This window comes from Salegentibacter sp. (genome assembly GCF_036568425.1).
Classification (GTDB): Bacteria; Bacteroidota; Bacteroidia; order Flavobacteriales; family Flavobacteriaceae; genus Salegentibacter.
Genome location: NZ_DATCSO010000008.1, coordinates 41,707 through 62,640, shown reverse-complemented (window position 1 = coordinate 62,640; position 20,934 = coordinate 41,707). Strand labels below are relative to the sequence as shown.

General features: G+C 41.5%; 18 protein-coding genes and 1 pseudogene. 8 read left to right on the top strand and 11 right to left on the bottom strand.

Going from position 1 to position 20,934, the window contains the following annotated elements; genetic code table 11:
* The first annotated feature begins 14 nt into the window (after window positions 1-14).
* From VIM94_RS01215 to VIM94_RS01205, 3 genes are all read left to right on the top strand, one after another.
* Complete coding sequence (locus tag VIM94_RS01215) at window positions 15-479, top strand: RNA methyltransferase (protein WP_332037483.1); 465 nt, start codon at window positions 15-17, stop codon at window positions 477-479.
* A gap of 84 nt (window positions 480-563) precedes the next feature.
* Window positions 564-2,510 (top strand): M1 family metallopeptidase, encoded by a 1,947-nt coding sequence (locus tag VIM94_RS01210; RefSeq protein ID WP_332037469.1) that lies wholly within the window; start codon window positions 564-566, stop codon window positions 2,508-2,510.
* Window positions 2,511-2,672: 162 nt separating this feature from the next.
* The gene (locus tag VIM94_RS01205; RefSeq protein ID WP_332037468.1) at window positions 2,673-4,184 is read left to right on the top strand and encodes a carboxypeptidase-like regulatory domain-containing protein; all 1,512 of its coding nucleotides are present in this window, start codon (window positions 2,673-2,675) and stop codon (window positions 4,182-4,184) included.
* Window positions 4,185-4,229: 45 nt separating this feature from the next.
* Here the strand turns inward: VIM94_RS01205 and VIM94_RS01200 are convergent, their stop codons facing one another.
* The 4 genes and pseudogenes from VIM94_RS01200 to VIM94_RS01185 all read right to left on the bottom strand — a co-directional run bounded on the left by VIM94_RS01200 (window position 4,230) and on the right by VIM94_RS01185 (window position 8,166).
* Entirely contained in the window at window positions 4,230-5,666 is a 1,437-nt protein-coding gene (locus VIM94_RS01200; protein WP_332037467.1) for a TonB-dependent receptor, read from the bottom strand.
* 38 nt (window positions 5,667-5,704) lie between these two features.
* Window positions 5,705-7,246 carry a SulP family inorganic anion transporter gene (locus VIM94_RS01195; RefSeq protein WP_332037466.1) on the bottom strand — a complete coding sequence of 514 codons (1,542 nt, stop codon included), beginning with the start codon at window positions 7,244-7,246 and terminating at the stop codon, window positions 5,705-5,707.
* Window positions 7,247-7,700: 454 nt separating this feature from the next.
* Window positions 7,701-7,922: pseudogene (locus VIM94_RS01190) on the bottom strand (class I SAM-dependent methyltransferase).
* Entirely contained in the window at window positions 7,894-8,166 is a 273-nt protein-coding gene (locus VIM94_RS01185) for a hypothetical protein (RefSeq protein ID WP_332037465.1), read from the bottom strand. The pseudogene VIM94_RS01190 and the gene VIM94_RS01185 overlap by 29 nt, the downstream one beginning before the upstream one ends.
* A 152-nt stretch (window positions 8,167-8,318) precedes the next feature.
* Between VIM94_RS01185 and era the strand changes: the two genes are divergently transcribed.
* Together era and der are read left to right on the top strand one after the other, a co-directional pair.
* The gene (era, locus tag VIM94_RS01180; protein ID WP_332037464.1) at window positions 8,319-9,200 is read left to right on the top strand and encodes a GTPase Era; all 882 of its coding nucleotides are present in this window, start codon (window positions 8,319-8,321) and stop codon (window positions 9,198-9,200) included.
* A 115-nt stretch (window positions 9,201-9,315) separates the two neighbouring features.
* A complete protein-coding gene (gene der, locus VIM94_RS01175; protein ID WP_332037463.1) occupies window positions 9,316-10,623 on the top strand; it encodes a ribosome biogenesis GTPase Der in 1,308 nt (435 codons plus the stop codon).
* A 104-nt stretch (window positions 10,624-10,727) separates the two neighbouring features.
* Here der and VIM94_RS01170 read toward each other — a convergent pair whose 3' ends face one another.
* The 5 genes from VIM94_RS01170 to VIM94_RS01150 are packed head-to-tail and all read right to left on the bottom strand — an operon-like array spanning window position 10,728 to window position 13,875.
* Entirely contained in the window at window positions 10,728-11,525 is a 798-nt protein-coding gene (locus tag VIM94_RS01170; RefSeq protein ID WP_332037462.1) for a TPM domain-containing protein, read from the bottom strand.
* Complete coding sequence (locus VIM94_RS01165) at window positions 11,526-11,966, bottom strand: TPM domain-containing protein (RefSeq protein ID WP_332037461.1); 441 nt, start codon at window positions 11,964-11,966, stop codon at window positions 11,526-11,528.
* Window positions 11,967-11,969: 3 nt separating this feature from the next.
* Entirely contained in the window at window positions 11,970-12,566 is a 597-nt protein-coding gene (locus VIM94_RS01160; RefSeq protein WP_332037460.1) for a LemA family protein, read from the bottom strand.
* A gap of 2 nt (window positions 12,567-12,568) precedes the next feature.
* The gene (locus tag VIM94_RS01155) at window positions 12,569-12,898 is read right to left on the bottom strand and encodes a MerR family transcriptional regulator (protein WP_332037459.1); all 330 of its coding nucleotides are present in this window, start codon (window positions 12,896-12,898) and stop codon (window positions 12,569-12,571) included.
* A complete protein-coding gene (locus tag VIM94_RS01150; RefSeq protein ID WP_332037458.1) occupies window positions 12,898-13,875 on the bottom strand; it encodes a M23 family metallopeptidase in 978 nt (325 codons plus the stop codon). Before VIM94_RS01150 ends, VIM94_RS01155 begins: the two co-directional genes overlap by 1 nt.
* 130 nt (window positions 13,876-14,005) lie before the next feature.
* Here VIM94_RS01150 and alaS point away from each other — a divergent pair, with 130 nt between their 5' ends.
* From alaS to VIM94_RS01135, 3 genes are all read left to right on the top strand, one after another.
* Complete coding sequence (gene alaS / locus VIM94_RS01145; RefSeq protein ID WP_332037457.1) at window positions 14,006-16,618, top strand: alanine--tRNA ligase; 2,613 nt, start codon at window positions 14,006-14,008, stop codon at window positions 16,616-16,618.
* A 54-nt stretch (window positions 16,619-16,672) separates the two neighbouring features.
* Complete coding sequence (locus VIM94_RS01140; protein WP_332037456.1) at window positions 16,673-17,608, top strand: GSCFA domain-containing protein; 936 nt, start codon at window positions 16,673-16,675, stop codon at window positions 17,606-17,608.
* A 280-nt stretch (window positions 17,609-17,888) separates the two neighbouring features.
* Window positions 17,889-18,503, top strand: coding sequence for a DUF4230 domain-containing protein (locus VIM94_RS01135; RefSeq protein WP_332037455.1), 615 nt, complete (start codon window positions 17,889-17,891; stop codon window positions 18,501-18,503).
* A gap of 1 nt (window position 18,504) precedes the next feature.
* On the opposite strand, the gene VIM94_RS01130 is transcribed toward VIM94_RS01135, so the two are convergent.
* Window positions 18,505-20,262 carry an aromatic amino acid hydroxylase gene (locus VIM94_RS01130; protein ID WP_332037454.1) on the bottom strand — a complete coding sequence of 586 codons (1,758 nt, stop codon included), beginning with the start codon at window positions 20,260-20,262 and terminating at the stop codon, window positions 18,505-18,507.
* A gap of 123 nt (window positions 20,263-20,385) precedes the next feature.
* A complete protein-coding gene (locus VIM94_RS01125; RefSeq protein WP_332037453.1) occupies window positions 20,386-20,928 on the bottom strand; it encodes a DUF4136 domain-containing protein in 543 nt (180 codons plus the stop codon).
* Between the last annotated feature and the right edge of the window lie 6 nt (window positions 20,929-20,934).

The following is a 20,934-nucleotide window of genomic DNA, read 5'->3' as shown; positions in this document are numbered from 1 at the left end:
ATTTTTGGGGTCTTATGGAAACAGACAACCTGGAACAGGGATTTTTTGGCATTGGTATTCAGAATGGGAAGACCCCCGAAAACCTCGGCGTGCTTTGGCGGTCTGCTCAGAATATGGGAGCGAGCTTTATTTTTACTATCGGAAACCGGTATGAAAAACAAGCCTGCGATACCCATAAGGCAGTAGGAGCTATGCCTTATTTTCATTACAAAACCTTTGAAGATTTCTATGCGCATTTGCCAAAAGGCGCGATGCTGGTGGGCGTAGAATTAACCGATAATGCAGAGTCACTCGAGCGTTTTAAACATCCGCGGCGTTGTGTTTACCTTCTTGGTGCCGAAGATCACGGCCTCTCTAATCAGGCTATTGAAAAAGCCCATCATCTGGTGAAATTTAAATCTAAACTCAGTTTAAATGTTTCTGTGGCCGGTAGCATCGTGATGTATGATCGCGGAATGAAAACTGAATTTTCTACCTGAGCCTTAAAGTCTTTTACCGAGTTAAAATTGGATATTTTAGGGCAATCATTAAATTAGCAGGGATTAAGAACTAAACTAAAAATAATGAAGATATTTTCAAGACTGATGTTGTCTTTTGCTGTAGCCGGAATTTTCGGTATTACGGCAACGGCCCAGGAGGTTGTGGAAAACAACCAGGCCGATTTTGATGAATTTATGGATCGTAGCGGGAACCGATACAGGTCGGCTACCGGGAAACCGGGGCCGGATTATTGGCAAAACGAAGCCGATTATGAGATCGAGGCTAGTCTTAATGACCAGGAACACACCATTACAGGTGAAATTACACTTACTTATACCAATAACAGCCCGGAGCCTCTGGATTTTATTTGGATGCACCTGGAGCAGAACCGTTTCACCGAAGATTCCCGCGGGACTTTAACCACCCCTATCCAGGGGAACCGTTATAGTGGCGATATTGATGGTGGCTACACCATTTCAAACCTGGAGGCAAAAGTGAAAAGAAGCAGTTCCAATAAACACCTGATCACCGATACCCGAATGCAGGTTTTCTTTGATGAACCAATCCCGGCAAAAGGAGGCAAGGCAAGCATTTCTATGAACTTTAAATATAAAATTCCTGTTGAGGGAATGGATAGAATGGGCCGTCTTGAGGTGGAAGATGGAACCATTTACGCTCTGGCACAGTGGTTTCCACGAGCTGCCGTATTAGACGATGTGGAAGGTTGGAATATAGAGCCATACCTTGGGGCCGGAGAGTTTTATCTTGACTATGGGGACTATGATTATAAGATAACCGCACCCGCCAGTCATATAGTAGTTGGCTCTGGTACTTTGCAAAATGCGAGACAGGTACTTTCATCAAAAGTGCGGGAAAGGTGGGATCGTGCTGCGAAAAGTGATTCTACTGTTTATCTGATCAAACCTGAAGAGGTGAATGATATGTCTTTAAGGGCCAAACAGGAAGGCACGCTTACCTGGCACTATAAGATTAAAAACGCCCGTGATGTGGCCTTTAGTTCGTCAAAAGCCTTTATCTGGGATGCTGCGAGAATCAATTTACCTGGAGGAAAGAAAGCCCTGGCACAATCGGCTTATCCTAAAGAAAGCGACGGGGAAGGCGCCTGGTCCCGTTCTACTGAATATTCAAAAGCCTCGATAGAACATTATTCTGAAAAATGGTTCGAATATCCTTACGGAGCTGCGGTAAATGTGGCAGCACATGTTGGGGGAATGGAATATCCGGGATTGAATTTTTGCAGCTGGAAGAGCGAAGGAGCATCTCTGTGGGGCGTAACCGATCATGAATTCGGTCATAACTGGTTCCCGATGATTGTTGGCTCCAATGAGAGGCGCTACGCCTGGATGGATGAAGGTTTCAACACTTTTATAAATCATTACAGTGCTTTAGAATTTAACAATGGGGAATACCCTTCCACATTAAACCAAACCAGAAATATGACGGGCTGGTTTAATAGTGAACGAAGAGAAGGTATAGATACCTATCCCGATGTCACTAATCTTAGAAATCTTGCAATGACGGCTTATTATAAACCGGCGATAGGCTTGTTCTTGATGCGGGAATACATTCTTGGAGAAGAACGATTTGATAATGCCTTCAAATCCTATATCGCAACCTGGGCCTACAAACACCCCCAACCAGCCGACTTCTTTAACCATATGGAAAATGTAGCCGGAGAGAACCTATCCTGGTTCTTTAAAGGCTGGTTCTACGGAACCGGAAATATTGATATTGCTCTTACGGGGGTACAGGAATACCAGGGGAATTATGTGGTGAGCCTGGCTAATCGGGGAGAAATCCCAATGCCGGTTTTGATGGAAATAACCTATGAAGATGATTCTTCAGAAGAAATAAGGCTTCCGGTGGAGATCTGGCAGCGCGGGGATACCTGGAATTACCTTCACAGAACCGAAAAAAATGTGAAAAGTATTGAACTGGATCCCAACAAATTGTTGCCGGACATCAATTTCTCTAATGATGCCTGGCCGCAACCCTTTTACAGGAATTAAAAAATTATATCAAATTTTACAACAGGGCTGCCTGAGTTTCGGGCAGCCTTTTTTATATTTAATACCTTAGACTTATGCCGATTGTTTTGAAAAAAAATCCAATCTCTTTGGCAATTGATGTAACAATCCCTTGGCGTAATCGTCTTCTATAAAAAAGACCCTATGCGTTTTTTATTTGTTTTAGCATTTTTTATTATTTCGTCGGTTTCAAAACTTACTGCACAGCAGTATACGGCGCGGGTTTTGGATGAAAAGTCCCGGGAAGCTATTCCCTTTGCCACCATTCAGTATGCCGCTCATAAAGGAGTGATCACCAATGAAGAAGGTAGGTTTGCTTTTACCGCTAAGCTGAAAGAGGGGGATACAATTAAAATTTCTTCCCTGGGCTATGAAGCTTTAGAAACTTCGGCAGCTCATTTTAAAGACTCAGTGATTTTTTTGACACCACAAAGCATAAGACTTAGTGACGTTTTTCTGAGCAATAAAAATCTCTCAGGGGAAGAGATCCTGGAGCGGGTAAAAAATAATATCAGTATTAATTATGATCTTAACCTGAATCAAAAAAGATTCTTCTTCAGGGAATCCCAAATCAATAAGATCCGGCAATTTGACCTTAAAGTTGAAGAAAGCACTATCCCTGAGCTTAACCAGGAACTGATGAATAAGGTAACCTCCAGTATCCCCAGGGTAACAGATTCTTATAAAGAAGTTTTAGGTGATTTTTACGGAAATTACGATACTCAGAAAATTCAGTTGATTAAAGCTGCCAACCTTAATAATCCACAAAATCTGGCAGACCTTGAGGAACTCAGTGGGAAACTTGAAAATATCTTTCAGCAAAACATAAAGAGCAATTCGTTTCTTAAAATAAAATCGGGATTAGTAGGGGTGAAGGTAGATGCTGAGGAGTTCGCTGAAGAAATGAAGGATGAAAAACCGGATGATGAGAAAAGCGCAGAGGAATTACAAAAGGAGCGCTTACAGAAACAGAAGGATCTGGGAACTTTCGCTGACTCAAGAATTGAAAGGCTGCTTCAAAATATGTTTTGGAAAGAAGATATTACATTAGATTTTTTCGAAAAATCCCGCAAATATAGATTTAAGCACGAAGGTTATGCACAAATGGAAGATGCTGTAGTTTATATAATATCTTTTGAGCCTAAACGCGGAGCCGATTTTAAAGGAAAATTGTACGTAAATACTTTGGATTTCGGTGTTTATCGATTGGAATACAGGAATGTTAAACCTTTAAAGAAATTCCGCCTTTTCGGAATTAGTACGGTGGAGGATGTTTACCGGGGGTTGATGATCTTCTCAAAAGATGAATTAGGGAAATATCAACTAAAATATCTTGAACAGGAACAAGGAGAAAGCTTCGGAATTGAACGTCCCCTTAAGGTTATTGAAAAGAACAAATTTGTAAAAGGCCGAAGAAAACAAAATGAACTTGATCTGGATATAAAGATACATTCTGGCCAGATAAGCAAATATCAGATGTTGGTCTATGAGAACCAGCCATTAACTACGAAAGATTTTGAGACCCTTAAACCTACAACCGATTTTGAGTATGAAACTTTCAAAACCTACAATGCAGGGTTCTGGGATGGCTATGATATTATTGAACCCAATGCTGCCATAAAAGCTTTTACAGCCCTGGAGGAGCAGCTTAATTAAGAAATCCCAACATTGCCTGGATTTCAAATAAAATACTTTCCGGGTTTAGGATTTCTTGTCTCTGAAAAGATTTTTCTCCTTGATCATTTTGGCAGTTTTCTCCGGAATCATTTTTTCCCATCCTTCTTCGTCATCTATTATCATTTGGTGCACCTGTCGGGAATGAATGTCCAATACCTTAGGCTCATAATCTGTGATGTCTACCACCCGGTTATTATCCAGAAAAAATTTGTAGAGTTCCTTGATTCGTGGATGTACTTTTAGGTTTTTACTGGTAACAACCTCCCCTGTTTCTGGATTTTTAAGTGGATAAAGATAGATTTTCAGGTTCTTAAAGAAGAGTTTTCCAAAAGCCTCCAGAATACCCCCACTTAAATGCCGGTAATACTTTTCGTCGAATATATCAACCAGGGTGTTAACTCCCATTGAAAGCCCCATTTGTTCCTTGGTGTGCTGTGAAAAATATTCTACCACTTTATAATATTCCTGAAAATTGGAGATCATCACATTGTGGCCAAGACTGCAAAGCAGATCGGCACGGTCCAGGAAATCTTTTTCGTCTATTTCTCCTTCAGACTTCAGGTTGGAAAGCGTTATTTCAAATATAACTACGGTCTTTTCGGGATCTACCCTTTTTTCTTTTCTAAACAATTCCAGCGATTTCTCGTACATGTTCATATTCACATTGGTCACCGGACGGAAACTTCCGCGAAGGGTTAGAATATTCTTCTTGTACAAGACATTGGCTGGAAGAATGTTATTCCCTTCAGGGTTGAACATTACGGCCTCGGTAATACCATTCTTAACCAACTGTAAACTCATCAGGCGGTTGTCAACTTTTTTAAACACAGGTCCTGTAAAGTTTATAGAATCTATCTCTATCTTGTCATTAGAAAGGTGGTCAAAAAGATGCTTGAGTAATTCCTTTGGGTCATCAGATTGATAAAAAGCACCGTAAATTAGGTTTACACCCAGGATTCCCAGACTTATTTGCTGGTGAACCGCGCTGTTTTCGTGAAACTGTACGTGTAGAATTATACTACTGTATTCCTCCCTGGGTTTTGTTTGGAAATTTATTCCAAGCCATCCGTGACCTTTATATTTCTTTGCCCAGTCAATGGTTGCAACTGTATTAGCGTAACTGAAGAATAATTTATCCGGATGTTTTTCCCGGGAGATGCGCTCTTCTATGAGTTTGCTTTCATAATTAAGCATGCTTTTCAACCGGGATTCGGTGACATATCTTCCGGTTGATTCCAGGCCATATATTGCATCGCTAAAATCCTTATCATAGGCACTTATGGTTTTGGCAATGGTACCGGAAGGACTACCGGCCCGAAAAAAGTTTCGCACAGTTTCCTGGCCCGCACCAATTTCAGCAAAGGTGCCGTAGATATTCTTGTTTAGATTTATTCTAAGGGTTTTATTCTCTATTGAAGTAATGTTCTCAAATTCCAGGTCTCCCTCATCAATTACAGACATATCCTTAAATTTATAGTTGCCCTATAAATTTACTAAACTTAAATCTTATCTGCTACTACTTTATAGGTTGGATCCTCAAGAATGTTAACTTCAATAATGGCATCGGCTTTATTTAAAAGTGCTCTGCAGTCGCTGCTTAAGTGTCTTAGATGAAGTTTTTTGCCTTGTTTGTGGTATCTTTCGGTTAATTTATTAACTGCTTCAATTCCGCTCATATCTACAATACGGCTTTCTGAAAAGTCAATAACCACATGTTCAGGGTCATTTAGAATATCAAATTTATCGTTAAATGCCTGCACCGATCCAAAGAAAAGAGGGCCGTAAATCTCGTAATGTTTAACACCTTCTTCATCTACTCTTTTCCTGGCTCTAATACGTTTGGCGTTATCCCAGGCAAAAACGAGTGCTGAAATTATCACCCCAATAAGTACAGCAAGAGCAAGATTGTGAAGCACAACAGTTACTCCGGTTACCAGGACCATTACCAGAATATCTGATTTTGGCATTCTTCTGAAAGTTCTTAAACTGGCCCATTCAAAGGTGCCCACGGCAACCATGATCATTAACCCGGTGAGTGCTGCCATAGGTAAAAGTTCAATCACACTGGAACCAAACATTATAAAGATGAGTAAGCTTATTGCTGCTACAATTCCCGATAATCGGGCTCGTGCACCAGAGCTAACGTTAATAAGGCTCTGACCAAGCATAGCGCAACCTCCCATTCCTGAGAAGAAGCCTGAAAGAATATTTGCACCACCCTGCGCTACACACTCCTTGTTACCGCTGCCACGGGTTTCAGTGATCTCGTCCAAAATATTAAGCGTTAATAAACTTTCTATCAAACCTACTCCGGCCATAATTGCGGCGTAGGGAAAAATCAGCATTAGAGTGTCTAAATTGAAAGGAACCATGGGGATATGGAAAGGAGGGAAACCTCCCTTAATTGAGGCCATATCTCCTACGGTCTTTGTGTCTATGCCCAGGGCAGTAACAATTCCAAATACCACAAGGATAGCTGCCAGGGTGGCCGGCACTATTTTGGTTAATTTAGGTAGAAGCCAGATAATCAAAATAGCAGTTAACACCAGGGCCAGGAATGTATAGAGTGGGGCGCCGGTCATCCATTCCAGTTCTCCTGCCGCATTGGGAACTTTAAACTGGTCGAGTTGAGACATGAATATAATAATGGCCAGGCCATTCACAAAACCGAAGATCACCGAGTGTGGTACCAGCCTGATAAGTTTACCTAGCCGTAGCACTCCGGCCAAAATCTGGATCAATCCCGCCAGGATAACTGTAGCAAAAACATATTCGGGACCATGGGAAACAGCAAGAGCCACAATTACCACGGCGACTGCGCCGGTAGCTCCAGAGATCATCCCGGGGCGACCACCAAAAATGGCGGTTATTAACCCCATGACAAAAGCTGCATATAACCCGGTGAGTGGAGATAATCCGGCGATAAAAGCAAAGGCAACCGCTTCGGGAATTAAAGCCAGGGCAACGGTTAATCCTGCCAGAATTTCTGTTTTGTAATTTACTTTTTGGGAAAAATCAAAAAGGTTGAAAATCTTTTTCATCAGAATAGAGGTTTAGTGCATAGTGATTGCCGAAAGTTTTCTTCGCGGAATAATTGAAAATTGGAGAAGCTAAGACTCGTTTATGGCGGAGTAAGCGGAGATGATTTTATGTTTCTTCCATGTTTCATAAGAGCCGGCAAAATTAGTTAATTATTTTTAACAGAAAAGCTCAGGCCAGATTAACTTCTGTTTTTTGTTATACTCTTAATTTATAGCCGTTTAAATTGTGAGATCGACAATAACTTGATTTAAACCTTCATTGCTGAAAAGCTTAGGGCAAGCTAAAAATGTTCGCGGGTGCAGGGAGTGATATCTTTCTGAAGATTGAGGATAGCTGAGTACCAGCTGCCATAAATTTATTTTTTTGCCCGGAAAACTGCCGCACTTGATTCAGGCAAAATTTCCACCTATAAAATGAACCAGGCTGAAGAGGTTTATTTTAAACCTCCTTTAATTACTTGCATAAATTTTCAAAATTTTTATGGTCTACTTGCTCCAGCATTCCTATACCGACTATGCGGTCGTATTTTTCACGAACATCCCGGTAATCCTGAAATCTGATCTCACCGGCAATCCCTGGCAACATTCAGTGGCTAGTTTTTCCTGTTCTTCAGGTAACCCTTACGCCATAATTTTTAGCGGCATATTTAGCAGAACCTCCCCAACCACAACCAATATCGAGTACTGTTTTTTTCCTCCAGATTTGCCCTGAAAAGGCGATGAAACTTTTTATCTAAGGCCCGGCATTCCCACCAAGCTTCCATGTAGGATTCTCCAAACCCAAGAGAACCACGGCTAGGAGCAACTTGATAAAAATTATCATTTTTACCATAATTGTACCAGGGCTGCTTGCCGTTGACCTCTATTCCAGGCTCCTGCAATGAATTTTGTGCTGCGGTTTTGTAGCCTGTTATTCCCAAATAAAAAAAGTTTTCAAAGTTAAACTCCTTAAATACTGAAGTTCACTGACTTAAATTTAATGGATTTTAAGGGTATTTTAAATTTAAACAGGCTTATTGCGATGTGATTGCTACATATCTTGCTATTTTTGCAGAAAGAAATTTTTAGTAAAATGGCACATAAAGCAGGATTTGTAAATATTATAGGAAACCCCAATGTGGGAAAATCAACGCTGATGAATGCTTTTGTGGGTGAGAAACTCTCTATCATAACCTCCAAAGCGCAAACCACCCGACACCGTATTCTTGGGATCGTGAACGGCGAGGATTTTCAGATGATTCTTAGCGATACCCCGGGAATAATAAAACCCGCTTACCAGCTTCAGGAGTCGATGATGAGTTTTGTTAAATCGGCCTTTGAGGACGCCGATGTGTTGATCTATATGGTTGAAATTGGGGAGCAGGAACTTAAAGATGAAGCTTTCTTTAATCAGATCATCCAGGCTAAAATTCCTGTTTTATTATTGCTGAATAAGATTGATAAATCCAATCAGGATGAACTCGAATCCCAGGTAGAATTATGGGCAGGAAAAGTGCCTAATGCGGAAATATTCCCTATCTCTGCCCTGGAAGGTTTTAATGTGGCCGAGGTCTTTAACCGTATTATTGAGCTTTTACCTGAGGCGCCGCCATTTTATCCAAAGGACACCCTTACCGATAAACCTGAACGCTTTTTTGTAAACGAGATCATTCGTGAGAAAATCCTGATGCACTATAAAAAGGAAATTCCATATTCTGTAGAAATCGATACACAGGAATTCTTTGAAGAAGAAAAAATAATCAGAATGCGTAGCGTGATCATGGTGGAACGAGATACTCAAAAAGGAATTATCATTGGCCATAAAGGTGCGGCCTTAAAAAGAGTAGGAGTAGAAGCCCGAAAGGATTTGGAGAAATTCTTCGGGAAACAGGTGCACCTTGAACTATACGTAAAAGTTAATAAAAACTGGCGCAGCGACCAGAGGCAGCTCAAGCGTTTTGGGTATAACGATTAAATAAGATCCTGGTCTATCCTAAGTACCGTTTTTCAGAGGGAAAAATATGCGGATTCGCTTTTCAGCTAAACCCGATTTTTTACACTAATTTTGCACTTTAATAAAAGAATAAGCTATGAGCAATATTGTTGCTATCGTGGGAAGGCCAAATGTAGGAAAATCAACCTTTTTCAACCGTCTCATTCAACGCCGGGAGGCGATCGTTGATTCGGTAAGCGGGGTTACCCGTGACCGTCATTATGGGAAATCTGACTGGAATGGAAGGAAATTTTCCCTTATCGATACCGGCGGTTATGTGAAGGGCAGCGATGATATTTTTGAAGCTGAAATCGATAAGCAGGTGGAACTCGCCATAGATGAAGCCGATGCCATTATTTTTATGGTAGACGTTGAAAGCGGCATAACCCCTATGGATGAAGAGGTAGCAAAATTGTTGCGTAAAGTTGACAAACCTATATTTCTTGCCGTAAACAAGGTAGACAACAATAAGCGTCTTGAAAATGCGGTAGAATTTTATTCCCTTGGGCTGGGAGAATATTTCCCTATTGCCAGCACCAACGGTAGTGGTACGGGCGATTTACTGGATGCATTAATCGAAGCTCTGCCCGAACAGGAGGCCGATGAGGAATCTGAGCTTCCGCGCTTTGCGGTGGTGGGACGTCCCAATGCCGGGAAGTCTTCTTTTATTAATGCCCTCATCGGGGAAGAACGTTACATAGTAACCGATATCGCCGGAACAACCCGCGATTCTATGGATACTAAATACAATCGTTTTGGCTTTGAATTTAATCTGGTGGATACCGCCGGAATCAGACGAAAATCCAAGGTTAAGGAAAACCTTGAATTCTATTCGGTGATGCGCTCGGTACGTGCTATAGAGAACTGTGATGTTTGTTTAATCGTGCTGGATGCCACCCGTGGATTTGACGGGCAGGTACAGAATATTTTCTGGCTGGCGGAAAGAAACCGCAAAGGAATAGTGATTCTCGTGAATAAATGGGACCTGGTAGAAGATAAAGAAACCAATACGATGAAGGAATACGAAGCCAGGATCAGAAGAGAAATAGAGCCCTTTACCGATGTGCCTATCGTATTTATTTCAGTACTTACCAAACAACGTATCTTTAAGGCAATAGAAACCGCTGTTAAGGTTTTTGAGAACCGAAGTAAAAAGATTAAAACCCGTGAACTTAACGATGTGATGCTACCAATCCTGGAGCACACTCCTCCACCTGCCTATAAAGGTAAATATGTAAAGATCAAATTCTGTACACAATTACCAACACCGCAACCTCAGTTTGCTTTTTTCTGCAACCTGCCACAGTATGTGCGCGATCCTTATAAAAGATTTGTGGAAAATAAACTGCGGGAAAAATTTGATTTTAATGGGGTTCCGGTAGCGGTTTATTTTAGAAAAAAATAAAGAATCATTAGGCTATAAAATTAAACCATAAAGAAGCCCGGTAATACTAATTGCCGGGCTATTTGTTTGCTGAAAAATTATAAAGGGGTGTCAGTACACTGGAGTTACCAGCTTCCACCGGCACCGCCTCCACCGAAACCGCCTCCGCCAAAGCCCCCGCCGAAGCCTCCTCCGCCACCAAATCCGCCGCCTGAGGAGCTTCCTCCTCCAAAAGTGCCACGTCCCAGCGAACTTAGAATGATAGCATCCAGCAAAGTGCCTCCGGTGCTTCGGCGACCTCCATTACGGCCGCCTTTGTTCTTGTTACCAAGCGAAATTATGATTATTAGGAAGATAATTCCCAGAATTAGAAACTGCACCGGGATGCCTCCGGATTTCCCTTTGTTTTGTGGTGTTCCCTGGAAAGTTCCTTCCAGGACCTGAAAGATGGCCGTGGTTCCCTTATCAAGACCTGTGTAATAATTATTCTGCCTGAACTCAGGAAGGATTATTTGTTCTATGATTTGTTTGGTTCGGGCATCGGTGAGGTATTCCTCCAGGCCATAACCTGTAGTGATCCAGATCTTCCTGTCGTTTTCGGCCAGTAGAATTAGAAGGCCGTTATCTTCCTTTGATTGGCCTATTCCCCATTCCTGGGCCCAATGGGCAGCATAGGTGCCCTCATACTCTCCCTGTAAAGATTCAATGGTGACCAATACTATTTGGGTAGAGGTGGTATCGGCATAACTGATGAGTTTTTGTTCAAGGCGCTGTTCCTCTTCGCTACTTAAAACATCTGCCTCATCATAAACACTGGTTTCCTGAGATGGTTTGGGGGGAATTTCACGTTGACTGTATCCTGAAAATATCAGAAACAGTGAAAAAAGAAAGGTGAATATGGTCTTGAGTTGGGTTTGTAGCATTTATTCTCTTGAAATATTGTTGGAGAGTTCATTGGTGTTATCGGGTGACCATGGAAAGTGCTCTTCGAGCTGTTTTCCAGCTTTAAGAATCCCGTCTACCAGACCCTGCTTGAACTTTCCTTCTTTGAACTGACTTACGATGGCATCTTTAGTGCTTTCCCAGAAATCTGATGGGACTACATCATTAATGCCTTTGTCTCCATAAATAACGAATTTATGATCTTCTACGGCTACATAGATAAGCACCCCGTTTTCTTCTTTGGTGTTATCCATCTTTAGTTGATGAAAGACTTCCATAGCCCGCTCGAAGATGTCTTTGTCTCCACAGGATTTTTCAAGGTGAACCCTGATTTCACCTGAGGTATGACCTTCGGCAACCCGAATGGCTTCAATTATCTCCTCTTCATCCTTTTTGCTTAAGAAATCTTTTACCTTGCTCATTTTTTAAAAATCAAATTCTACATCCGGTGCGTTTTCTGCTCCTGCATCTGCCTGGAAACGTTCCATTTTTTCAAATCCGAACATCCCCGCAAAAATATTGTTTGGGAATACCCTGATATAAGTATTGTAATCAGCAACGGCTTCGTTATACCTATCGCGGGCAACGTTAATCCTGTTCTCGGTGCCTTCCAGTTGTGATTGTAACTGGAGGAAATTCTGATTGGCCTTGATATCCGGATAGCGCTCCACGGTTACCAGTAATCGCGATAAAGCTGAACTTACTCCACTTTGAGCCTGTTGGAATTGCTGAATCTGTTCTGCGCTAAGGTTGTCCGCATCAACATTTACGGCAGTGGCACGCGATCGCGCTTCAATAACATCGGTAAGGGTTCCTCTTTCAAAATCGGCCGCACCCTGTACGGTTTGCACCAGGTTTCCAATAAGATCATTCCGGCGTTGGTATGAGCTCTCAACATTAGCCCAGGCCATCTTGGCGTTTTCCTCTTTTTCTACGGCAGTGTTGTTAACACCTGCTGTAAAACTATAAATAACAAAAACTACGATGGCAATAATAATTGCCGGGATAAGCCATTTTTTCATATTTACATTTGGTTTTTAAGGTCGGTTAGTTTTGATTTTATTCCTTCCAACTTACGAATTATTTCAAAATTGTTGAGGGTTTTATGTCCTTCTTCTTTCAGGTGGGTTTTAGCCCCTTCCAGGGTAAATCCTCTTTCCTTGACAAGATGATAGATAAGTTCGAGATTCCTGATATCTTCAGGAGTAAACTTTCGGTTTCCCTTGGCATTTTTCTTCGGTTTGATCACATCGAATTCCTTTTCCCAAAAACGAATTAGCGAAGTATTCACCTTAAATGCGGTAGCTACTTCCCCAATACTGTAATATCTTTTGTCGGGTAGGTTAAGATGCATTAGTCCAAAGATTGGTTTTCTTGTTGTGCTTTTTTCAAGACCTCATCAAATTCTTCCGGAGACAGGTGTCCATAGTAGAAATTAATAGGGTTTATTCGTCTGTCGTCTTTAAAGATCTCGTAATGCAGATGAGGGGCCTGTGATCTACCGGTGCTGCCCACATAACCAATTACATCGCCGCGCAATACACGCTGGCCTACTCTCACATTGTATTTGTGCAGGTGGGCATACAAACTGGTGTACCCATACCCGTGATCAATTCTTATGTGATTCCCATATCCTGTGGAGCGGTTGTCTGCGCGCTCAATTCTTCCGTTTCCTGTGGCATAAATAGGGGTGCCTCGGGGTGCCGTAAAATCCATCCCATAATGAAATTTCCTGACCTTGGTAAATGGGTCTGTTCTCCATCCATAACCCGAAGCGATCCTGCTAAGATCTTCATTTTTTACGGGCTGGATAGCCGGAACAGCAGAAAGAAGTTCCTCTTTTTCCCTGGCAAGTTCAGCTATCTCATCTAAAGATTTAGATTGAACCACGATTTGCTTAGTAAGGATATCCATCCGCTTATTAGTTTCAATAATCAATTTAGAATTATCGAAACCTTCAAGGTTGCGGTAACGGTTAATACCACCAAAACCTGCCCGTCGTTGTTCCTCGGGAATTGGATTGGCCTCAAAATACATTCTGTAAATATTGTTGTCGCGGTCTTCCACATTAGCCAGCACATCCTGTATCTGGTCCATCTTTTTGTTGAGTAGACCGTACTGCAACTGCATGTTTTGGAGCTCCCTTTTTAAAGCCTTTTCCTTTGGGGTTTCAATTTGAGGGATATTGAGATATAACACCAAAAGCAGAAAACCGGCCAGAAAGGAACCTAAAATACTTAGTAATATAATGCCTAACCGCCTGCCTTTTCGGCCTTCGATTTTTTTATAAGAAAGGGTCTCGCTATCGTAATAATATTTTACCTTCGACATGAGTCAAATTTATGCTATTTTTGCCTCCAATATGAGCAATTACCGTGCAAACTGTAAAGGCTTAACGAGCAAATATAAAAATTGTTTCCACGCCGTCACAATTTAATAAATTTTAGATTAGAACGTTTTGATGAAATCTCAGGAAATACGCCACCAATTCTTAGCATTTTTTAAGTCCAAATCTCACCAGATTGTGCCTTCGGCACCAATGGTTATAAAAGACGATCCCACGCTTATGTTTACCAATGCAGGGATGAACCAGTTTAAGGAATACTTTCTCGGCAACACAGTGCCAAAATATACCCGAGTTACCGATACCCAAAAATGCCTCCGGGTAAGCGGAAAACACAACGATCTTGAAGAGGTTGGGATGGATACTTATCACCATACTATGTTCGAGATGCTTGGCAACTGGAGTTTTGGCGATTATTTTAAGGGGGAAGCTATTAACTGGGCCTGGGAGCTGCTAACAGAAGTGTTCAAGATTAATAAGGATAACCTTTATATTTCGGTTTTTGAAGGCAGTGAGGAAGATGGCCTGGGGCTGGATACTGAAGCCCTGGAGATATGGAAGAAAATTATTCCTGAAGATCGCATTATTTACGGAGATAAAAAGGATAATTTCTGGGAAATGGGTGAGCAGGGGCCTTGTGGACCTTGTTCTGAAATTCATATCGATATTCGTTCTGAAGCTGATAAAGCAAAGCAACCCGGACGTGAACTTGTTAATGAGGATCACCCACAGGTGGTAGAAATATGGAACCTGGTTTTTATGCAGTACAACCGTAAAGCCGATGGTTCTCTGGAAGAACTTCCTGCCAAACACATAGATACCGGGATGGGCTTTGAACGACTTTCTATGGTCCTGCAGGGGAAACAATCCAATTACGATACCGATGTCTTTACTCCGCTAATCGAGGGGATAGAAAAAATTACGAATACCCCGTATGGGGCTTCTGAGAAATCTGATGTCGCCATCAGGGTTATCGCCGATCATGTTCGTGCGGTCGCTTTTTCGATTGCCGATGGTCAATTGCCTTCAAATACTGGAGCAGGTTATGTAATCCGTCGAATTTTAAGACGGGCAATTCGTTATGGCTTCACTTTCCTTAACTCCAAAGAGCCATTTATCTATAAATTGATCTCGACATTGAGCAAGCAGATGGGGCAGGCATTTCCCGAGCTTGTTTCTCAAAAAAATCTTATTGAGAATGTGATTAGGGAAGAAGAGCAGTCTTTTCTTCGTACCCTAGATCAGGGCTTGGTTCGCCTGGAAAATATAATTGCTGAAACTAAAGATAAAGTGGTTTCAGGAAAAAAAGCTTTTGAACTCTACGATACTTTTGGTTTTCCAATAGATCTTACCGCACTTATTTTGCGGGAGCGTGGTTACGACCTTGATGAAGGAGAGTTTGAAGCGGAACTTAAGCAACAGAAAGACCGTTCCCGTGCTGCAACGCAAATCACTGCCGGGGACTGGCATGAAATAAATCCTGTTTCCGGGGAGGCCTTTATAGGTTATGATGTGCTTGAAGCTGATGTTCAGCTAGCCAGGTACCGCAAAGTGGAAACAAAAAAACGAGGCGAGATCTATCAGCTTGTACTTACACAAACTCCATTTTACCCTGAAGGGGGTGGCCAGGTAGGAGATAAGGGGTACCTGGAAGAAGTCGATGGAAATAAGATATCTGTCTTCGATACGAAAAAGGAAAATAACCTTATCGTTCATTTCGCTAAAAACCTTCCAAAGAATCCCCAAGGAAAACTAATGGCGGTGGTAAGTAAAACTCAGCGTGAGGCTACTGCTGCAAACCATTCGGCAACTCATCTGTTGCACCAGGCACTCCGCTATGTTTTGGGTGCTCACGTAGAACAAAAGGGATCCTTGGTAAAAAGCGATTACCTGCGTTTTGACTTCTCTCATTTCAGCAAAGTGACTAAAGAGGAACTGGAGCAGGTGGAAGAATTCGTAAATAAAAGGATCGCCGAGAGGATTGCCTTGAATGAACAACGCAATATTGCCTTTCAGGAAGCCTTAGATCAGGGTGCTATAGCACTTTTTGGAGAAAAGTATGGTGAATCTGTTAGGGCTATCGGCTTTGGTGAATCTATGGAGCTCTGTGGCGGAACTCACGTGAAGAATACCGGAGATATCTGGTATTTCAAAATAACTTCTGAAGCTGCTGTGGCCAGTGGTATAAGAAGAATAGAAGCCATAACCGGCGATGCTGTTCGCGAGTATTTCGCTGAACAGACCCAGGTGTTAGAGCAAATCAAGAATGAGCTGAAAAACGCAAACGATCCTGTAAAAGCTGTAAGCGGTTTGCAGGAAGAGAATTCAGTTTTAAAGAAACAGGTGGAAGCCTTGTTGAAAGATAAAGCAAAAAACCTCAAAACCGAATTAAAGGCTGAAATTGAAGAAATTAACGGAGTAAATTTCCTCGCAAAAATGGTGGATCTTGATGCCGGTGGCCTTAAGGACCTGGCTTATCAGCTGGCAGACGAGAAAGACAATCTGTTCCTGTTATTTGGGGCAGAGCAAAATGGTAAAGCACTTCTTAGTTGTTATATTTCTAAAAACCTGGTAAAGGAAAAAGATCTGAACGCCGGGCAGATAGTTAGGGAACTCGGGAAATTCATCCAGGGAGGTGGAGGCGGCCAGCCGTTTTTTGCTACGGCAGGAGGTAAGAATCCAGCCGGACTTAATGAGGCCCTGCAAAAGGCAAAATCTTATATCGATTAAGCTTATTGCCGGATTATTTTAAGAGGTAGCCAGCAAGCTATAGAAAAAAGGACTATGGAATTCAGGACCCGCATTCCTATTAAGGAAAAACAGCCAAAGATCGGTTACGATTCGAAGCTGTTGCTGTTGGGATCTTGTTTTGTAGAAAATATAGGAGCAAAACTTGAGTACTATAAGATCAGAAAGCTTCAGAATCCCTTTGGCATCTTTTTTCACCCACAGGCTATAGAAGCTTTCCTCGAGCGCGTGGTTTCGGGTTATCATTATTCCGAAGAAGATATTTTTTTTTATAACGAACGCTGGCACTGTTTTGAGGCTCATTCAAGCCTGAGTGATCCCGATAAGGATAGAATTCTTGAAACTCTGGATAAAAAGCTTGAGCAAACCCGGGATTTTTTAGAGCAAATCAGTCACGTGGTAATCACTCTTGGTACGGCCTGGAATTATACTTATCTGAAAACCGGCCATACTGTGGCTAATTGTCATAAAATTCCGCAGCGAGAATTCAGAAAAGACTTGTCTTCAGTGGGAGAAATTATTGAAAGCTTAAAAAATATTTCAACTTTTCTCGAAAAGATAAATCCCCGGGCCAGGCTTATTTTTACCGTTTCACCGGTAAGACACCTTAGGGATGGTTTTGTAGAGAACCAGCTTAGTAAATCCAACCTCATTAGTGCTGTACATTCCGTTGGAAAAGGAGCTTATTTTCCATCCTATGAAATTATGATGGATGAGCTTCGGGATTATCGCTTTTATGCTGAAGATATGCTGCATCCCTCTTCCGTTGCAATTAACTACATCTGGAAAAGATTCACTGAAACCTGGTTTTCTGAAGATGCGATGATAACACTTGCTGAGGTGGAAAGGATACAAAAGGGCTTTTCCCACCGACCTTTTAACCCGGAATCTGAAGCTCACAGGAATTTTCTAAATAAACTAAAGACTCTCAAAGAAAATCTTCTCCAAAAACATCCTCACTTAAAATTTTAACGATTTCTTTACTTTATACAAAGTTTAAAATCATCTTAAAATCTTCGTTTTAAAGTTATATTTTGTATTTTTATATAGGATTTTAGACTTCAAAACGTTAAACCTTTTTCCGGTTTAAGTAATGAAATTAGAATTCGTTTTCTAAAATTTGTTGGGGTAGATTTTAGAAGTTTTAACTTATGGACGGGTGGGGCCGTCCATAAGTTTTTTATAAAACCACCTAAACTTTCAATTTTGTGCCATTCTGCGTAAATCCCTCAATTCTTATAATTAAGACTTTATGAGAAACTTTCTTATCGGTGCTGTATTAGTCCTACTCGTAGTATTTGGAATGAGATATTGTGAAAATCGTGAAGATGAGCGTGACCGGTTAGAAGCCGATACCAGCCTAATTCAGGAACAGATTAAAAATGTAGGTAAACTCGTGGTGACTGAAGGGACTTTCTCCCAGGTTTATTCTTATAAGGATTCCCGTAAATTCTATCTCGATATTTTTTCAGCACAGAAAAAAGCTTTGATTGTGGTGAATGCTAAAGCCACGGTTGCCTATGATCTGGGAAAACTGGAAACCGAAATTGATGAAGAAAATAAGATCGTGCGTATCCTGAGTATTCCTGAAGAAGAGATAACGATCAATCCCGAAATACAATATTACGATGTAACCCAGGATTACCTGAACCAGTTTAAGGCCGAAGACCATAATAAGATCAGAAAGCGAATAGAAGCCTCTATTAGGGAAAAGGTAGATAGCTCTACGCTTAAGACAAATGCCAAAAACCGACTGATTAGTGAGCTTCAAAAGATTTATATTCTTACCAGCACAATGGGGTGGACCCTGGAATATAAAGGCCAGGATTTTTCTAACTCTGAAGATCTTGAACTGATAAAACTTTAATTTATCCGCTAACAAGTTTTTCGTCGATAAGTTCCAGACCACCCTCAATTAGATGGCTTATATCCGGACGTCTTATTTTAACTTTTTCCAGGTTTTGAAAGGCTTTCCTGGCTAGTTCTTCGTCTTTTCCTGCGGTGATTTCATAAATTTCCACGCTCAGTAGCCAGTCGTTTGGATGGTGTTCAATTAGAAGGTCCAGTACGGCCTGTAATGAAAATTTTGCGTTTTTTCCTTCTCTGATGTTTCTAACCGATGCATATAGTTCTTCCAGTTCCTGACGTTCCTTAGACTTCTTGCTTTTTATTGTGGTGCTGGAAGGAGTATGGGTAATAAGATCAAAGGATGTCGCATCGGCCGGGCCGGCAAAAGCCGATATTATTTCTTTGCCAACCGCCATATCAAATTTCCCCCACTCGGGTCTAAAGAGTATTTCCTCTCCATAAGTGACGGTACAGTTTTTAAAGCTTATCAGGATTATTTTTCCCTGCAGGTTGCGGGAACCTGTAATGATTTCTCCAGAAACTTTTATCCCACCTTCAAAATCGAGTTCAATTTCTTCTCCTTCATAAATTCCGTAAGCCCGAAGATCTCTTGGACTCATATCTTCAATAGCCAGGTTAATGCCTTTGAGGGTGCCTATCGGGGAGCCAAAACCATTGGGATGATTGCTTATGCCGTGTCCAACCAATTCTTTTTCCCGGTGTGAAAGTGCGGTTTTTCCCGTGGTTTGTACATAAACCGGTTTCCCATCAATTTCAATAACCCGTGAAAAATCCCCCGAGACCTGAAGGCCTGTGCTAAACTCTACAGTACCAATGTTTTTTGATTCAATTAATTTCTGTATTCCGGATAGGCCACCACATCTAAGTGCCATTTTATTGGCAAACTCTTCCAACACCGAGCTTAAATGCGCAAAATCGGGAGTAACGTAAAGCTGTGGTTGAGGTTTTGTGATGTCAAAGTCCTGTTTACTGGCTTCAATAGTATATGGGATTTTTCGCACTTTATCGGTCATACACCAGGTACTCTCTCCTATTGAAGAGAGCAAGCCGGCACCGTATATTTTCGGATCCTCAGGGGTGCCTATCAAGCCGTACTCAACGGTCCACCAATGCAGGTTCCTGATTTGCGCCATTTCACTAGGCGTGCCCATATTATTTTGGAGTTCATCCACTTTTTTCTCAGCTGCTTCTATTTCTTCTTCTGGTGTGTCTTCGGCTTCCTTGATTATGGATAAATGTCTTATCGCTTCATACATCTCATAATCTTTTGCGCTGGAAATTGCCTTGCAACCAATCTCTCCAAAGCGTCTTAGATACTCAGCATATTCAGGGTTTGCAATGATAGGGGCGTGTCCAGCACCTTCGTGGATGATATCGGGGGCTGGGGTGTATTCTATATGTTCCAGCTGCCGGATGTCACTGGCAATAACCAGTACATTATAGGCCTGGAATTCCATAAATGCCGCGGGCGGAATAAATCCGTCTACGGCCACTGCTGCCCAACCTATTTCCTTTAAAATACGGTTCATTCCATACATATTTGGAATGCTGTCTATAGAAATCCCTGTTTGACGAAGGCCTTCCAGGTAAGATTCGTGGGCCACCTTACTCAGATAATCTACATTTTTGCGCATTACATAGCGCCATACCGCTTGGTTTATTGGGGTGTAATCCTCGTAATTCTGTGGTTTTATAAATTGCTGAAGGTGGGCAGGAAGTCTGTCCAGAATTTCATTGGATTCAATTTTATCTAACATAATCGCAAGCCTTGATTTTGATCTAAATATAAAAAATTATGCCTGAAATTAAGAATAAGTCAATAGAAAGCCTTTGATATTAAAAATGCCCCTTTAGAAGGGGCGTTTTTAAGATTTATAGTTCTATTGTTCGGAGCCGGGAGGGTATTTCTCCAGGATCTTTTGAACTATTTCGTTAATTCTTTCCTGTTTTTTATTCACCTCGCGGGCAAGAGCGGCGGTTCCCATTCCCTGCCATACGAGTTCTTTTTCTTCAGCATCTATAAGGTCTATATATAGGGTTCCTTCACTGGTGCGGTTCACGGTATTATAACCTGAACCCCAGTACCAGGGATGCCATCCCCAACCGTATCCCCAGCCCATCATATTGTTTTGGTAGATATTGATGTTTTCGTTGGTTTTGGTGAAAATACTTACCAGCATATCAGGATTATTGGATTTGGTAAAACCTTTTGCTTGCATTTCCGATTCAATAGCTCTTAAAATACGTTTTTTGTCAAGATCAGATATTTCTGCTTTGTCGATTCCTGGTTTAAAAAAGGCATAAGTCTGGTAAGAATTGAAATCGGCTTCACGATCGTAATCTGAAGCAACCCTTACGCTGCTACAGGAGGTAAGAAAAACTGCCAGTAGCAGTAAAACCGGAGTAATTTTTAAGAATCTCATAAGTGT

Excerpts from the sequence above, each read along its gene's own strand:
- VIM94_RS01215 (WP_332037483.1), top strand. The coding sequence starts at position 15 with ATGGAAACAGACAACCTGGAACAGGGATTTTTTGGCATTGGTATTCAG.
- VIM94_RS01210 (WP_332037469.1), top strand. The coding sequence starts at position 564 with ATGAAGATATTTTCAAGACTGATGTTGTCTTTTGCTGTAGCCGGAATT.
- VIM94_RS01205 (WP_332037468.1), top strand. The coding sequence starts at position 2,673 with ATGCGTTTTTTATTTGTTTTAGCATTTTTTATTATTTCGTCGGTTTCA.
- VIM94_RS01200 (WP_332037467.1), bottom strand. The coding sequence starts at position 5,666 with ATGTCTGTAATTGATGAGGGAGACCTGGAATTTGAGAACATTACTTCA.
- VIM94_RS01195 (WP_332037466.1), bottom strand. The coding sequence starts at position 7,246 with ATGAAAAAGATTTTCAACCTTTTTGATTTTTCCCAAAAAGTAAATTAC.
- era (WP_332037464.1), top strand. The coding sequence starts at position 8,319 with ATGGCACATAAAGCAGGATTTGTAAATATTATAGGAAACCCCAATGTG.
- der (WP_332037463.1), top strand. The coding sequence starts at position 9,316 with ATGAGCAATATTGTTGCTATCGTGGGAAGGCCAAATGTAGGAAAATCA.
- VIM94_RS01170 (WP_332037462.1), bottom strand. The coding sequence starts at position 11,525 with ATGCTACAAACCCAACTCAAGACCATATTCACCTTTCTTTTTTCACTG.
- VIM94_RS01165 (WP_332037461.1), bottom strand. The coding sequence starts at position 11,966 with ATGAGCAAGGTAAAAGATTTCTTAAGCAAAAAGGATGAAGAGGAGATA.
- VIM94_RS01160 (WP_332037460.1), bottom strand. The coding sequence starts at position 12,566 with ATGAAAAAATGGCTTATCCCGGCAATTATTATTGCCATCGTAGTTTTT.
- VIM94_RS01155 (WP_332037459.1), bottom strand. The coding sequence starts at position 12,898 with ATGCATCTTAACCTACCCGACAAAAGATATTACAGTATTGGGGAAGTA.
- VIM94_RS01150 (WP_332037458.1), bottom strand. The coding sequence starts at position 13,875 with ATGTCGAAGGTAAAATATTATTACGATAGCGAGACCCTTTCTTATAAA.
- alaS (WP_332037457.1), top strand. The coding sequence starts at position 14,006 with ATGAAATCTCAGGAAATACGCCACCAATTCTTAGCATTTTTTAAGTCC.
- VIM94_RS01140 (WP_332037456.1), top strand. The coding sequence starts at position 16,673 with ATGGAATTCAGGACCCGCATTCCTATTAAGGAAAAACAGCCAAAGATC.
- VIM94_RS01135 (WP_332037455.1), top strand. The coding sequence starts at position 17,889 with ATGAGAAACTTTCTTATCGGTGCTGTATTAGTCCTACTCGTAGTATTT.
- VIM94_RS01130 (WP_332037454.1), bottom strand. The coding sequence starts at position 20,262 with ATGTTAGATAAAATTGAATCCAATGAAATTCTGGACAGACTTCCTGCC.
- VIM94_RS01125 (WP_332037453.1), bottom strand. The coding sequence starts at position 20,928 with ATGAGATTCTTAAAAATTACTCCGGTTTTACTGCTACTGGCAGTTTTT.